This window comes from Streptomyces sp. NPDC048211 (assembly GCF_043202315.1).
In the GTDB taxonomy this organism is placed as follows: Bacteria; Actinomycetota; Actinomycetes; order Streptomycetales; family Streptomycetaceae; genus Streptomyces.
This window is the reverse complement of the sequence record NZ_JBIDAD010000006.1, coordinates 105169-117959: the sequence shown is the minus strand read 5'-3', so window position 1 is coordinate 117959 and position 12791 is coordinate 105169. Positions and strand designations below refer to the sequence as shown.

Here is a 12791-nt window from a genome sequence, read left to right as displayed (position 1 = left end):
CATGGCTAAGCACAAGGGAAGGGCATGGCATGTCCGGCTTCTCGCGGCGGCGCTCGGGGTGACGGCGATGGCCGCCGCCACATCGGTGTGGACCGCACAGGCCGGCACCTTCACCGGAGGCCCCCAGGCGTCCGTCTCGTCGCCGGAGGCGAAGCCCCAGGACCGGATGACCAAGGTGGCGGAGGACATCGCGCACGCGTCGGACCGCGGCGCCAAGGGCGTCAACATCACCATCGACGACGGACCGGACCCGGCCTGGACTCCTCAGGTGCTGCAACTCCTCAAGGACAACAAGGTGAAGGCCACCTTCTGCATGGTGGGCACTCAGGCCCAGGCCTACCCGGACCTGGTGAAGAAGGTCGTGGCGGACGGGCACCGGCTCTGCAACCACACGGTCTCGCACGACACCGGGATGGACCACAAGTCCGAGGCGTACCAGTCCCAGGAGATCCTGGACGCCGAGCGCATGATCACCAAGGCGTCCGGCGGTGTCAGGCCGCAGTACTACCGGGCCCCGGGCGGCGCCTTCACCCCGTACAGCCGGCACCTGGCCGCGTCCCGGGGGATGCGGCCGCTGGGCTGGAACGTCGACACCAAGGACTTCGAACGGCCGGGCGTGGACACCATGGTGGCCACGGTCAAGAGCGAGATCTCCAACGGGCCGACCGTGCTCTTCCACGACGCGGGAGGCGACCGCTCCCAGACCCTGGCCGCTCTGCGCGAGGTGCTGCCCTGGCTGAGGCAGCAGGGGTACTCCTTCGGCTTCCCCGTGCGCTGACCCGGCTAGCCCGTCTCCTGCGGCTCGTCCACCCTTCCCGCCCTGCCCGTCCTCAGCGCCGCCCGTGCCCGGTACTCGTCCAGAAACCCCACCGAGAGCGTCAACAGCACCGCCGCCAGGGCGAATGCGATGCCCAGGCCGTTGAGCAGGTCGTAGGGGCCGGTGCCGGCGACGACGCGGCCGTCCGTCAGCAGGCAGTCGAACCCCAGCGGGAAGTAGGAGGGTTCGTGCCCGGCCAGGAGGCCGAGGGTGCCGGGCGGAAGGGAGCGGCAGGGAGCCGCCGGTGAGCTGCCCGCGCCGGACTCGGCTTCGCTCGCGTCCCACTCGACCGAGCCGAGTCCGATCGCGTACACCATGACCGCTGCGACAGCCGTCATAGCCGCACTCCAGCGCAGCAGGTCCCGGGCCCAGTCCGGTCGGCGCCCGGGCAGGAGGGCCGACACCAGCTTTACCACGACCGCGACGGCCCAGAACGGAACGCCGAGCAGGGCGGCGTACATCAACAGGATCAACAGCACGCTTCAGCCGCCTTTCGGTGATCCCCGCCTACGGCGACGATCCGGTCGTCCTGTGCCAGACGCCACGCTGTGCCACTCGGTTCCTCGGCCGCCCGACGGCCCCGACCGGCTGCTCCGGCCCCGACCGCCGGCGCCTGCCCGCGGAGCTTCACAGCACCCGGTGGCAGCTCAGGCCGACCGACGGGTGAGGAGTCGGCGCAGGGCCGTCGGTGTGTGGCCGGAGGCCGAGCGCGCCGAGGCCGACCCTTGCTCAAGTGCCGCACCAAGAGCCGAAATTCACTGTGCACGGCTCTTCGCGGCTGCTGGGATGGGCGGATGAGTCTCCTGCCTGCCGGGGCGGACGAGGTCGTCGTACCCGTCCTCGTCCGTGACCTGACGCCCGCCGATCTGCCGTCCTGCGCCTGGTCCGGCTCGGCCACCCATCTGCTGCATGTGGAACACGAGTTGGACCGGGCGGCGGCCGGTGAGGTGGACTACCTGGCTGTCTGCACGCCGGCGGGTCTTCCGGTGGCCATCGGCGGCGTCGACTATCAGGTCTCCGCCGGAGCCGGCACCCTGTGGCAGCTCGGAGTCCTCCCGGCCCTCCAGTCGTGCGGTCTGGGCACCGTGCTCATCCGTGCCGCGGAGGACCGCATCAGGTCGCGCGGCCTGCGGCGTGCGGAACTCGGGGTGGAGGAGAGCAACCCACGCGCCCGGGCGCTGTACGAACGCCTGGGGTACGTGGCCTACGACAGTAAGCCCGACGCCTGGGACGTGGAGGAACCGGACGGTTCACTGCGCCGGTACGAGACCATGTGCACGATGATGCGCAAGGACTTCTCCTGAAGGGGCACATGCCGTGGGTTCGGAGCCGATGGTGATCCCCGCAGGACTCGTCGTACTCGTAGGACCGCCTGCTGCGGGCAAGACCGCCTTCGTCCGGGAACTGATCGCTCGGGGGAGTCTCGACCCGGAAGCCGTTGTGTCCAGTGACGACATCCGTGCGGAGCTCTTCGGAGGCGAGAAGGCGGATGCCACCTCGGACGCGGCCGATGCGCGGATCTTCGACGAGCGAGACCGCAGGATCGCCGACCGGCTCGCCACGGGCCGGATCGCGGTCGCCGAATCGACGAACGTCACGCCGCGTGCCCGCGCACGTCTCATGGCCGTCGCCGGACGATTCGGTGCGCCCGTGACCGTACTGCGCTTCCCCCGGAGCGAGGCTGACCTGCTCGCCCAGAACGAGGAGCGGCAGAGGGACGACGTCTCCGCCGCCGATGTCAGCACCTACGCCGCCCTCATGGCTCGGGAGGCGGACGGCGCCCGGCTGCGCGCGGAAGGGGCGGTGCGCGTGTACGACGTCCCCGGGCGGGGCCAAGGGGTCACCCCCGCGGAAGCCGCCCGACGCTTCACGTTCTGCCGGAGGTGAGCCGGGGGTTGAGCCGGCCCCGAGCCGGGCGCGAGGCGGTCTGAGCCGGGGCTCGGGTGCCTGGCGCCCGGAGCCTGAGTGCGCGCAGGCCCGGACGGCCCACCGGTTCACGTGAACCGGTGGGCCGTCCGCTTCCCGGCGGGCGCGAGCCGTCGGGAGGCGGACCGGACGAGAGGCTCCGGGGCCCCCGCACGCCTTGCTCGTGGCGGGCTTCCGCGGCGCGGCGGGGGTGCCGGTGCGGGCCGGTGGGCGGTTTCCCGACGGACTCAGGACGCGGTCACCACCGGGGTCAGGAGAAGACGACCGACCGCACGAGCAGCCGGTCCGAGGCGCCGCCTCCCGGGCGCAGGGTGTAGTAGGCGTCGCCCGAGCAGTCCGCTTCGAGGAAGACCGTCGCCGTGGCGTCGGTCCGGTTCTTGGGCGCGTAGGCCGCGGTTCCCGGCTCGGACCCCGGCCCCTGGAGATTGATGCACGTGCCGCTGTCGGGGTCGTTCAGGAAGCCGACCGCCTCGTAGCCGTCGGAGGTCGTGTACGTGTAGCGGAACTGGCCTTCGGCGGCCAGGGCGGAGCCGGGCGTGGCGAGGAGCAGGACGAGGGCGCCGGCCGATGCGGCCATGGCGGAGCGGAGACGCATGGGGGTGTTCACCTTTTCGTGGGCGTGGGGGAGATCAGGGCAAGCGTTGCCCGTGCCGCCCGTGACCTAGGCCTTGCGTCGCCCGAACGAGGTGTGAGGAATCGTTCTTCCCGCGCATTCGGCTCTACGGACTCCGCCTTGCGCCTTGCGCCTAGTGCCTCGCCTCGCCTCGCCCGGAGCGAGCGCCGCGACTCCCGTGCTCCGCGAATCCCGTACTCCGCGACCCCGGTGTCCGGCGAGTCCGGTGTTCCGCGAGGACGGGACGGACGGGACCGGCCCACGGAAAGGTGGTGGGCCCGTCCCGCCCCTGTAGCCGTACGGCGTGTCAGATCACCCAGAGCAGTCCGTTGCCGCCCAGGAGGGTGCCTTGCTGCTGGGTGAGGCCGACGGAGGACGCGGTGATCATGCGGCTGCCCACGGCTGTCGGTGCGGAGGCGCCACCGGGGAGGACCCAGACGGCGCCCGTGGAGTTGTTCTCGCCGGCCGCTCCGATGAACAACTCGGCTCTGCCGTCCTTGTCGATGTCCCCCGCGGCGACCGTCGTACCGAAGAAGTCGTCCGTCTCCGAGCCCCCGGGGACACCCGCGCTGTCCTGGCTGAAGGCGTACGCCCCGGTGCCGAGGGCACCCGTGCGCCGTCCGGGTACGACCGTCACCTGCCCGGCCCGGCCGACCTTGCCGACGGCTTCGTACGGTGCCCCGACGATGATGTCCGCGAGCCCGTCGCGGTTGAGGTCGGACACCGCCAGAGTGCCGCCGAAGGCGTCGTACTTCTCGCTCCCGCCGGGGACGCCCGCGGTGTCCTGCGTGATCTGAACCGGTGCCGCATCGGCCGTGATGCCGAGCGCAGAGCCGTACCAGACCAGGACGCGACCGCCCAGCGCGCCGTCGGCCCCGGCCACTTCGGGTTCGTCCGGGTCACCGACCACGAGATCGGCGAATCCGTCGCCGTTGAGGTCACCGGTGGCGGTCATGAGGCCGTTGCCCTTGTGGAGACCGGGTGACGCACCGGGCCCGTGATCGATCGTCTCGGGGTGCACGAGAATCAGGCCGCCGGAGAGACCGGCGTAGCGGTAGGTGACGTTCACGGGGTCCTGCGCGCCGTCCCCGTCGAAGTCGCCGAGCGCCACGGACTCGCCCCAGGACATGACCGCCGGCTCGGCCGCGTTGCCGATCGAGCCGGTGCGGCTGAACGGGCCGGTGAAGCGGACGGACCCGTGCCAGCCGCCCACCAGGACTTCGGTCTTCGCGCCCGCGCCGGCGCTGACGGCCGCCACGTCCACGCCGTAGTACAGCGGATCGTCCTCCGTCGTCGGCAGGGCGGTTCCCGTGGTGAGGCCGGCGCTGCTCCCCCACAGCACCGTCACCGACCCGGCATCCTCGCCCTTGGCCGTGCTCTCGTAGGGCGACGAGACGATCAGGTCCGCATACCCGTCGCGGTTCAGGTCCGCCGTCGCGGTGGCGGCGCCGAAGCGGTCGTACGCCTCGGCGGTGCCCGGCACGCCGGTGGTGTCCTGGGTGAGGGTCTTCCGGCGGGTCGTCGACAGACCCGACTTCGACCCGTACAGCACGACGACCGCACCGGCCGCCTCCTTGCCCGCCACATCGGCTCCGGGGGCGGGCAGGACGGCGTCACGGTATCCATCGCCGTTGAAGTCACCGGGGACCGCGCCGTGCACGGCGGCCGCGGGAGTGGCCGGCAGCAGCGAGGCGCCGACCAGACCGGCGACGAGAAGGGCGGCGACTCTCCATCTGCGCCCGGTCGGAACGTGGTTCGTTTTCATGCTGAGTCCCCCTCCACCTCGGGCGCACTTCCCGTGCACCCGGACATCGCGTCGGATTCTAGAGGCGGTTGGGGCCGTCGGGCCGGAAAGGACGGCGCCGGCTGTCACACCGTCCTGCGGATGGTGTGACAGCCGGCGGTACCGCGTCGTGTGCGGCCCGTCGACCGGCCGCGATCAGGGGTGCACTCAGTCGTCGTGCCGCGCCGCCGCCTCCTGCAAGTAGGCGGAGATCATGGCGAGGTCGTCGGCGATGTCCAGCACACCGTTGACGTCGGTGGTCGGGGTGGAGGCGCCGTTCACACCGGCGAAGAAGGCGTCGAAACGGCCGTGGCCCTTGTCCAGGTAACCGGCGATCGTGATGGCGCCGACGGCCAGGCGGTTGTTGAGCGCGTCCAGTCCGACGGCGGCGCCCGTCTTGGCGAACACCTTCCCGCGTGCGGGGCAGTCCGTGCAGTTGTGGGCCAGCAGACCGTCGACGCCGAGAATGGGCAGCGCGTTCCGGAAGCGCTTCGCCTCGGGTGTGTGCTGCCAGTACGTCAGCAACTGCACGACGGCCTGGGGCGTGGTCCGGTCGACGGGGTTGCCGCCGCGGCCGTCGAGGAGCTGGACCTGCTTGCGGTCGACGCCCGAGCGGTCCAGGAAGTCGGCCAGCACCGGGAACCCGTCCATGCAGTCCTTGCTGCCGGCCTTGACCGCCATCAGACAGATGGCGAGGTTGCCGCCCAGGTTGTGGCTGACCTTGAAGATGAGCTTGGCGTACTGGGCGAACGGCGGCGAGGTGTACAGCGCCACGCGCGGCCGGCCCGCGTACGAACCGGGCAGCTGTGCGACCGGGTTGGCCCCGGTCGGCTTCGCCGTCACCTTCACCCCGGCCCGCCCCAGCGCCTCGATCAGGGCGGTGCGTCCGAAGGCCGCCGGATCGGTGATGGGGGACACCTTCAGAGCGGGTTCGGAGCCGGCCGCGATGGTGCCGGAGAGACGGATCCGGGTGCCGTTGTCGGAGGTCGCCACCTCGATGTCCGTCGGCTGACCCGCGGCCACGGTCCGTACCGTCGAGGTGACGCGGTACGGCGCGACCTTCGGCCGCCAGTCCAGTCGGGCCGGTGCGCCGGGACGGGCTCCGGGGGTGGTCAGCAGGTCGATGAGGTTGTCGTTGATGATCAGCGGGGTCGGGACGGGGACGAAGACCGGCTCGGGGCGGAAGAGGCGGTCGTCGACGATCACGTTGCCCTCGACGCGCGTGATGCCTGAACTCCGGACCTGCTGCGCGATCTTGTCGATCCCGGCGAGCGGGTTCTCCGGAGTGAGCGTGGCCCCGGGGAAGTCGTTGGCGTACGTGTGGTCGAGGTCGGTGTAGTCGACTGTGCCGTCGGGCCGGGTCCTGCCGCCCATGGTGAGGTCGCCCTGGGCGACGAGGCCGAGGTTGCCGTCCAGCGTGCTCCCGCGGCGCTCGCCGACCGCGTAGACCGGCGTCCTGAAGCGGTGGTCGCCGCCGAGGGTGTTCCACGCCCCGGAGGTGCCGAACAGCTTGGCCACCGACCCGGGGATGAAGAACTGATCGGCGAACCGGCTGTGGACGACCCGCCCGCTGTCCGGGTCCTGCTGGAGCAGGCCCCACTGGGCGTGGGGATAGTCCGGCTTCCGCATGATCGCCGTGATCCGCGGGTCGAGCCGGTCAGAACCGCCGCCGTCGGGCGACGGGGCCGCAGCCCGGGCTGCCGTGCCGGAAGGCAGCGCCTCGGGCGACGAGGCCGCCCGGGCGGCCTCACCCGAGGTCAGGGCCAGGAGCAGCAGGGCACAGCATCCGGCGGCGACGCGGTGCCGAAGGGATCCGAATCTCTCTCCTGGCACCGCTGCACGCACCGTTCGTCTCGGCAGTTTCCTGTTCATGGGGTCAGGTATGAACCCCGGTGGGCGCCGGATACGGGCGGCGCGAACGGTAGTCACCCGAACGGCACGGGGCATTCGTCGAAATGCGCAGTTTCCCCCGGCGGAGTACGGCGCCGCTCGCAGGCCGCACTCCGGCCGGGCGGGATTCGGCCCACGCCGCTCCCGGCTGCCCCTGGTGGCGGCCGCGGTGAACCTCGGCGACCGCCCCTCCCCGCTCGGTGCGCGGTGCATCGGCGACAGGGCCCGTCGAGACGTAGACGTACCTGCCGACCGGTGCGTGCAACCGGGGTGGGCGTCAGGTGGACGGGGTGTCGGGGCGGGCGTCGTACGCGGCGCGGGCCGTGTCGATGTGCGTCAGGTGCGCGATGCTCCACTCCAACAGGGGTGCGGCTGCTTCGCGGAGGGTCATGCCCATCGGGGTGAGTTCGTAACTGACGTGCGGTGGCATGACGTTGCGGACGGTCCGGGTGAGGATCCCGTCGCGTTCCAGCCCGCGCAGGGTGACGGTGAGCATGCGCTGGCTGATCCCGTCGACGGCCCGCTTGAGCTCGGTGAAGCGGCGCGGTCCCTGGCTGAGGTTGCGCACGATCAGCAGTGACCACTTGTCGCCGACGATGCCCAGCACTTCACGGGCCTTGCACGGGTCCTCCGGCTGTCCCGGCCGCGCATCGCCGCCCGCTGTGCTGCTCATGGTTACCTCCAGAGAACCGGGGCACGTAAATGTGCCTTATTGATCGGGATGCGCCTGGTACCGCACGATGATGTCGGTTCCTGAAGAGTACCGAGGCACGGACAGGAACCACGATGTTTCGCGTGCCTCCACGCCCCGAATGAGGAAGAAGATCCCCCGCATGGCAACTTTCCTGTTGGTGCACGGTGCCTGGCACAGCGGCCGGTGCTGGGACCGGGTGGTCCCGCTGCTGGAGTCGGCCGGACACCGCGTGTTCGCGCCCTCGCTGACCGGCTACGGCGACAAGGCACACCTGCTCGGCCCCGAGGTGGGGCTCGACACGCACGTCGAGGACGTCGTGAAGCTGATCCACGAGGAGGACCTGACGGAGGTGGTGCTCGTGGGCCACAGCTACGCGGGGATGGTCGTCTCGTCCGTGGCCAACGAGGTACCGGAACGGATCGCGCACCTGGTGTACCTGGACGCGATGGTCCCGGAGCACGGCGAGAGCGCCGTCGACGTGCAGCCCATGACCCAGAACCTGATCGACCTGGCCGCCGCGTCCGACCCCGACTGGCGCATCCCGCCACTGCCCGAGATGCCGCCGCCCCTCGGCCTGTTCGGGGTCACCGACCCGGCGGACGTCGCATGGCTGCGTGCGACGCTCTCCGACCAGCCGGTGCGCTGCCTGCGGCAACCGGCCCGGCTGGACAACCCCGCACTGAACGCGGTTCCCCGCACGCACATCCACTGTGTCGGCGCAGAGCCGGAAGGCATCGTGCGGCGGCCCGTCCCCGCGACCCAGCCCAACGGCTCCCCGGCGCGGATACGGGAACTGCCGACCGGACACGACTGCATGATCACCATGCCGTCGGACCTGAGCGACCTGCTCCTCGAATCCGCTTCCGTCTCCGCGCCTCGGTAGCGTCCGGACCGTGACCGCGGCAGCGCGCCGGGGGACGAGGTCAACCTGCGCGGCGCTGGTCTGGGTGGACCTCTCCTCGGCCGCCGGGTCCGCGCACCGGCACGGTGCGGCATGGGACCGGAGGAGTTCTTGATGGCTTCTTCAACGGTTCTTCACAGGCCGCGGTCACACTCCTGCCCCATGAAGATGAGAACGCGTGCGGGTTTCGGGGCTGCGTCGCTCGTGGTGGCGCTGGTGCTGACCGGTTGTGGTGGTGGGGACGAGGGGTCCGGCGGAGAGGTCGCGTCGGCGGGGAAGAGCACGCCGGGCGGTGCTGCCGCCTCCGGATCGGCCCAGGGGAAAGGCGAGTTGGCCAGGTACGTCGACGCTCAGCGCGAGTGGGTCGGCTGTCTGCGGGGGCACGGGCTGGACGCACCCGACCCCGACGCCAAGGGGAGGGTCGACCTCGGGGACGCCCGTAAGGCCAAGAGCGACCCGAAGTTCCTCGCCGCCCAGGAGAAGTGCCGGTCGCTCGTGCCGTCCCTGCCGGACAGCCTGGAGCAGGAGATGCAGCCCGAGCTCTCCGCGAAGGAGATCGCGCAGAAGAAGCGTTACGCGACGTGCATGCAGGAGGGCGGCGCCCCCGACTTCCCCGACACGGACGACAAGGGCTTCTCCAAGGAGGTCGCGTGGGACTCCACGTCCGTCGGAGCCAAGCGGGCGCAGCGCACCTGCGGCTCGATCATCGGGGTGCCGGACGACGCCGCCTCGGCCAAGGGCTGAGGCACGCGATGGACGACACACAGGACACTGCCGGGCCGAGGCGCCGGTCGCGGGCCCGTACCCCGGCCCTCGTCGGGGCCGGGATCGTGCTGGTCGCGGGGGTCGGGACGGCCGGGGCGCTCGGCCTGGGCGGCGGCGGAACGGACGACGCGGGCCGGGCCGGCCCCAGGACGAGCCGGACGGTGCGCGTCGAGCAGGGCACCCTGACCGAGCAGAGGGAGATCGACGGCACGCTCGGCCACGGTGCCGAGGTGCCGTTCCGGATCCGGGCCGAAGGGACGGTCACCTGGCTGCCGGAAGCCGGTGCGAAGGTCGGGCGTGGTGGCACCGTGCTGCGGGTCGACGACCGTCCGGTCACCCTGCTGTACGGCAGCCTGCCGATGTACCGGGAACTGGCCGTGCCGCAGCCGGGCCCCCCGGCCACCGGGACCGACGGCAGCACATCCGGCGGTACGGAGAAGGGCGACCCGCAGTCCTCCTCGGAGGATCAGTCCTCCGCGGGGTCGCAGTCTTCTGCGGAGTCGCAGTCCTCCTCCACGCCGCAGACCGATTCCGCACCGCAGTCCTCCTCCACGCCGCGGACGCTGCGGGGTATGGACGTCAGACAGTTCGAGACCAACCTCAGCGCCCTCGGGTACACGGGATTCACCGTGGACGACGAGTTCACCGGCCTGACCGCCGAGGCGGTCGGGCGCTGGCAGCGGGATCTCGGGCTCCCGCAGACGGGCAGGGTCGCCCTCGGGGACGTCGTCTACGCTCCCGGCCCGGTCCGCATCGCGAGCACCGGCACCCGGATCGGGGCCGACGCGACCGGAGATCCGGTGATCTACACCAGCACCTCGCGCATGGTGACGATGGCGGCCCCCGCCGCCGACCTCGCGTGGGCCGAGCGGGGCACCGACGTCACGGTGGAACTCCCCGACGGACGAACGGTCGAGGGCGAGGTCGCCCAGGTCGGTAAGGACGCCACCGCACCGGACGCCCCGGGAAGCGGGCAGGGCGAGGGCCAGGACGCCGGCGGACCGGCGGCGGGCAGCGCGACCGTCTCGGTGGTCGTCGCCTTCGACGACCAGAAGGCGGTGGGCAGACTGGAGAGCGGCCCGGTCACCGTCCGCTATGTCCTGCGGCAGCACAAGGATGTGCTGACCGTGCCGGTGGCGGCGCTGGTCGCTCTCGCCGAGGGCGGCTACGCACTCGAACCCGCCGGCGGCACGGGCTCTTTCGTGCCCGTCGAGACCGGGCTGTTCGCGGACGGTCTGGTCGAGGTGAGCGGGTCCGGAATCCGCCCGGGCACGAAGGTGAGGATCCCCGAGTGACGGCAGAGTCCTCCGCCTCGACAGCTCCCTCGTCCGCCCCCTCCACCGCCGGTACCGCTCCCTCCTCCGCCTCGTCGTCCCTCTCCTGCTCCGCACCGGTCGTGGTGTTCGAGGGCGTGGCCAAGACCTATCCCGGCGGTGTCATGGCCGTCCGCGAGGTCGATCTCACCATCCACCACGGCGAACTGGTCTGTGTCGTCGGCCAGTCCGGTTCCGGGAAGTCCACCGTGCTCCACCTCATGGGGACCCTCGACCGCCCCTCGCGCGGCCGGATCACCGTGGACGGCCACCCGGTCGCGGAGCTGTCCGACCGCGAGCTCTCCGCGCTGCGCGCCCAGCGCATCGGCTTCGTCTTCCAGCAGTTCCACCTCGCCGTCGGGGTGCCGGTCCTCGACACCGTCGCCGACGGCCTGCTCTACGCGGGGGTCCCCCTGCGCAAGCGCCGCCGCCTGGCGGCCGCCGCGCTGGAGCGGGTCGGGCTCGGGCACCGTACCGACCACCTCCCCCACCAGCTCTCGGGTGGCGAACGCCAGCGCGCGGCCGTGGCCCGCGCCGTGATCGGTGAGCCCGCGCTCCTGCTCGCCGACGAGCCGACCGGCAACCTCGACTCGGGATCCGGAGCGGCGGTCCTCGGCCTGCTCCGTGAACTCCACGCCGCCGGCACCACGGTGGTGGTCATCACCCATGACCGGGAGATGGCCGAGGTCTTCGACCGCAAGGTCGAGATGCGGGACGGCCGGGTCATCGCGGACACGACCCGGACGGAGGCGCTGCGATGAGGCGGACCGCGCATGCGCGGCGAGCGGGGGGCACTTCGGCCGCGCACTCGCGGCGAGCGCGGGGCTCTTCGGCCGCGCTCCTGCGTCCCGCCCGGCTCGGCCCGGCCGACCTGGCCCGTCTCGGCGGCACCGGACTGCGCACCCGCCCGCTGCGGGTGTTCCTGTCCGCCCTCGGGATCGCCATCGGGGTGGCTGCGATGGTCGCCGTCGTCGGGATCTCCAGCTCCAGCCGCGCAGAGGTCGACCGCCGGCTCGACAGCCTCGGCACCAACCTGCTGCGGGTCGCCCCGGCCAAGAGCGCCGACGGACAGGACACCCGCCTCCCCGAACAGGCCGTGCCCATGATCGGCCGGATCGGCCCGGTCACCGACGTGGCCGCCACGGGGGCGATCCCGGACGCGGCGGTCTACCGCAACGAGCACATCCCCGTCGGCCGCACCGGCAGCGTCGCGGTCGCCGCGGCCGACAGCGGTCTGCTGTCCGCGATCGGCGGCGGGATCCGTAGCGGGCGCTGGCTCTCCTCGGCCACCGAGGAGTACCCGGCGGTCGTCCTGGGCGCGAAGGCCGCCCAACGGCTCGACGTGTACACACCTGGCACCCGGCTGTGGCTCGGCGGCACGTGGTTCTCTCTGGTCGGCGTCCTCGAACCGGTGCCCCTCGCCCCGGAGATCGACAGTTCGGCGCTGGTCGGCCGGCAGGCGGCCCGTACCTACCTCCGCTTCGACGGCCATCCCTCGACGGTGTACGTCCGGGCGCGCGAGGACCGGGTCACGGCCGTACGCGCCGTGCTCGCGGCCACCGCGAACCCGCAGCGGACCGGTGCCGTCCTGGTTTCCCGGCCCTCCGACGCGCTCGCCGCCCGCGAGGCGACGGAATCCGCGCTGACCGGGCTGCTCCTCGGACTGGGCGGGGTGGCGCTCCTGGTGGGCGGGGTCGGTGTGGGCAACACCATGGTGATCTCGGTTCTGGAGCGGCGCCCCGAGATCGGACTGCGACGGGCGCTGGGAGCCACCAGCGGCCAGATTCGCGGGCAGTTCGTCTCCGAGTCGCTGCTGCTGTCCGCGCTCGGCGGTCTGGCCGGCACGGTCCTCGGTACGGTGATCACCGCGGGTTACGCGTACGCCCGCGACTGGCCCACCGACGTGCCGGTATGGGCGACCGCCGCCGGGATCGGGACCACGCTGCTGATCGGCGCGCTGGCCGGGCTCTATCCGGCGGTACGGGCGGGCCGGCTCGCACCGACGGAGGCACTGGCGGGAGCCTGACCTGCCGGTTGCAGGCTGCCACCCGCCGACTACTGCCCGCCGTCCGCTGTCCCGTCGCGCGCC

At 72.0% G+C, this 12791-nt stretch carries 13 protein-coding genes; 8 read left to right on the top strand and 5 right to left on the bottom strand.

Annotation, left to right across the window (positions count from 1 at the left end; translation table 11 throughout):
• Window position 1 precedes the first annotated feature (1 nt).
• A complete protein-coding gene (locus tag ACGFZA_RS22815; protein ID WP_385283005.1) occupies window positions 2-778 on the top strand; it encodes a polysaccharide deacetylase family protein in 777 nt (258 codons plus the stop codon).
• 5 nt (window positions 779-783) lie between these two features.
• Here the strand turns inward: ACGFZA_RS22815 and ACGFZA_RS22810 are convergent, their stop codons facing one another.
• Window positions 784-1296 (bottom strand): hypothetical protein, encoded by a 513-nt coding sequence (locus tag ACGFZA_RS22810; RefSeq protein ID WP_393681505.1) that lies wholly within the window; start codon window positions 1294-1296, stop codon window positions 784-786.
• A 315-nt stretch (window positions 1297-1611) separates the two neighbouring features.
• Here ACGFZA_RS22810 and ACGFZA_RS22805 point away from each other — a divergent pair, with 315 nt between their 5' ends.
• Window positions 1612-2121 (top strand): GNAT family N-acetyltransferase, encoded by a 510-nt coding sequence (locus ACGFZA_RS22805; RefSeq protein WP_393681503.1) that lies wholly within the window; start codon window positions 1612-1614, stop codon window positions 2119-2121.
• A 13-nt stretch (window positions 2122-2134) separates the two neighbouring features.
• Complete coding sequence (locus ACGFZA_RS22800; protein ID WP_393681501.1) at window positions 2135-2704, top strand: AAA family ATPase; 570 nt, start codon at window positions 2135-2137, stop codon at window positions 2702-2704.
• 289 nt (window positions 2705-2993) lie between these two features.
• Here the strand turns inward: ACGFZA_RS22800 and ACGFZA_RS22795 are convergent, their stop codons facing one another.
• The 4 genes from ACGFZA_RS22795 to ACGFZA_RS22780 form a co-directional block, all read right to left on the bottom strand.
• Window positions 2994-3338: a hypothetical protein gene (locus ACGFZA_RS22795; RefSeq protein WP_385282993.1), complete on the bottom strand. Its 345-nt coding sequence runs from the start codon at window positions 3336-3338 to the stop codon at window positions 2994-2996.
• Window positions 3339-3663: 325 nt separating this feature from the next.
• Window positions 3664-5121, bottom strand: a complete 1458-nt coding sequence (locus tag ACGFZA_RS22790) for an FG-GAP repeat protein (protein WP_393681498.1) — start codon at window positions 5119-5121, stop codon at window positions 3664-3666.
• A 186-nt stretch (window positions 5122-5307) separates the two neighbouring features.
• Window positions 5308-6972, bottom strand: a complete 1665-nt coding sequence (dacB, locus tag ACGFZA_RS22785; RefSeq protein ID WP_393681496.1) for a D-alanyl-D-alanine carboxypeptidase/D-alanyl-D-alanine-endopeptidase — start codon at window positions 6970-6972, stop codon at window positions 5308-5310.
• Window positions 6973-7306: 334 nt separating this feature from the next.
• The gene (locus tag ACGFZA_RS22780; protein WP_393681494.1) at window positions 7307-7702 is read right to left on the bottom strand and encodes a winged helix-turn-helix transcriptional regulator; all 396 of its coding nucleotides are present in this window, start codon (window positions 7700-7702) and stop codon (window positions 7307-7309) included.
• Between the two features lie 160 nt (window positions 7703-7862).
• Between ACGFZA_RS22780 and ACGFZA_RS22775 the strand changes: the two genes are divergently transcribed.
• The 5 genes from ACGFZA_RS22775 (at window position 7863) to ACGFZA_RS22755 (ending at window position 12728) form a co-directional block, all read left to right on the top strand.
• The gene (locus tag ACGFZA_RS22775) at window positions 7863-8606 is read left to right on the top strand and encodes an alpha/beta fold hydrolase (protein ID WP_393681493.1); all 744 of its coding nucleotides are present in this window, start codon (window positions 7863-7865) and stop codon (window positions 8604-8606) included.
• Between the two features lie 180 nt (window positions 8607-8786).
• Window positions 8787-9368 carry a hypothetical protein gene (locus ACGFZA_RS22770; protein WP_393681492.1) on the top strand — a complete coding sequence of 194 codons (582 nt, stop codon included), beginning with the start codon at window positions 8787-8789 and terminating at the stop codon, window positions 9366-9368.
• 8 nt (window positions 9369-9376) lie between these two features.
• On the top strand, window positions 9377-10684 hold the full coding sequence (locus ACGFZA_RS22765; protein ID WP_393681491.1) for a peptidoglycan-binding protein: 1308 nt from the start codon (window positions 9377-9379) through the stop codon (window positions 10682-10684).
• Between the two features lie 143 nt (window positions 10685-10827).
• Window positions 10828-11463 (top strand): ABC transporter ATP-binding protein, encoded by a 636-nt coding sequence (locus ACGFZA_RS22760; RefSeq protein ID WP_385283079.1) that lies wholly within the window; start codon window positions 10828-10830, stop codon window positions 11461-11463.
• Window positions 11460-12728 carry an ABC transporter permease gene (locus tag ACGFZA_RS22755; protein ID WP_393681490.1) on the top strand — a complete coding sequence of 423 codons (1269 nt, stop codon included), beginning with the start codon at window positions 11460-11462 and terminating at the stop codon, window positions 12726-12728. The genes ACGFZA_RS22760 and ACGFZA_RS22755 overlap by 4 nt, the downstream gene beginning before the upstream one ends.
• The last annotated feature ends 63 nt before the right edge of the window (window positions 12729-12791 follow it).

Coding starts and splice junctions, on each gene's coding strand:
- ACGFZA_RS22765 (WP_393681491.1), top strand. CDS start 9,377: ATGGACGACACACAGGACACTGCCGGGCCGAGGCGCCGGTCGCGGGCC.
- ACGFZA_RS22795 (WP_385282993.1), bottom strand. CDS start 3,338: ATGCGTCTCCGCTCCGCCATGGCCGCATCGGCCGGCGCCCTCGTCCTG.
- ACGFZA_RS22760 (WP_385283079.1), top strand. CDS start 10,828: ATGGCCGTCCGCGAGGTCGATCTCACCATCCACCACGGCGAACTGGTC.
- ACGFZA_RS22775 (WP_393681493.1), top strand. CDS start 7,863: ATGGCAACTTTCCTGTTGGTGCACGGTGCCTGGCACAGCGGCCGGTGC.
- ACGFZA_RS22770 (WP_393681492.1), top strand. CDS start 8,787: ATGAAGATGAGAACGCGTGCGGGTTTCGGGGCTGCGTCGCTCGTGGTG.
- ACGFZA_RS22780 (WP_393681494.1), bottom strand. CDS start 7,702: ATGAGCAGCACAGCGGGCGGCGATGCGCGGCCGGGACAGCCGGAGGAC.
- ACGFZA_RS22755 (WP_393681490.1), top strand. CDS start 11,460: ATGAGGCGGACCGCGCATGCGCGGCGAGCGGGGGGCACTTCGGCCGCG.
- ACGFZA_RS22815 (WP_385283005.1), top strand. CDS start 2: ATGGCTAAGCACAAGGGAAGGGCATGGCATGTCCGGCTTCTCGCGGCG.
- ACGFZA_RS22790 (WP_393681498.1), bottom strand. CDS start 5,121: ATGAAAACGAACCACGTTCCGACCGGGCGCAGATGGAGAGTCGCCGCC.
- ACGFZA_RS22805 (WP_393681503.1), top strand. CDS start 1,612: ATGAGTCTCCTGCCTGCCGGGGCGGACGAGGTCGTCGTACCCGTCCTC.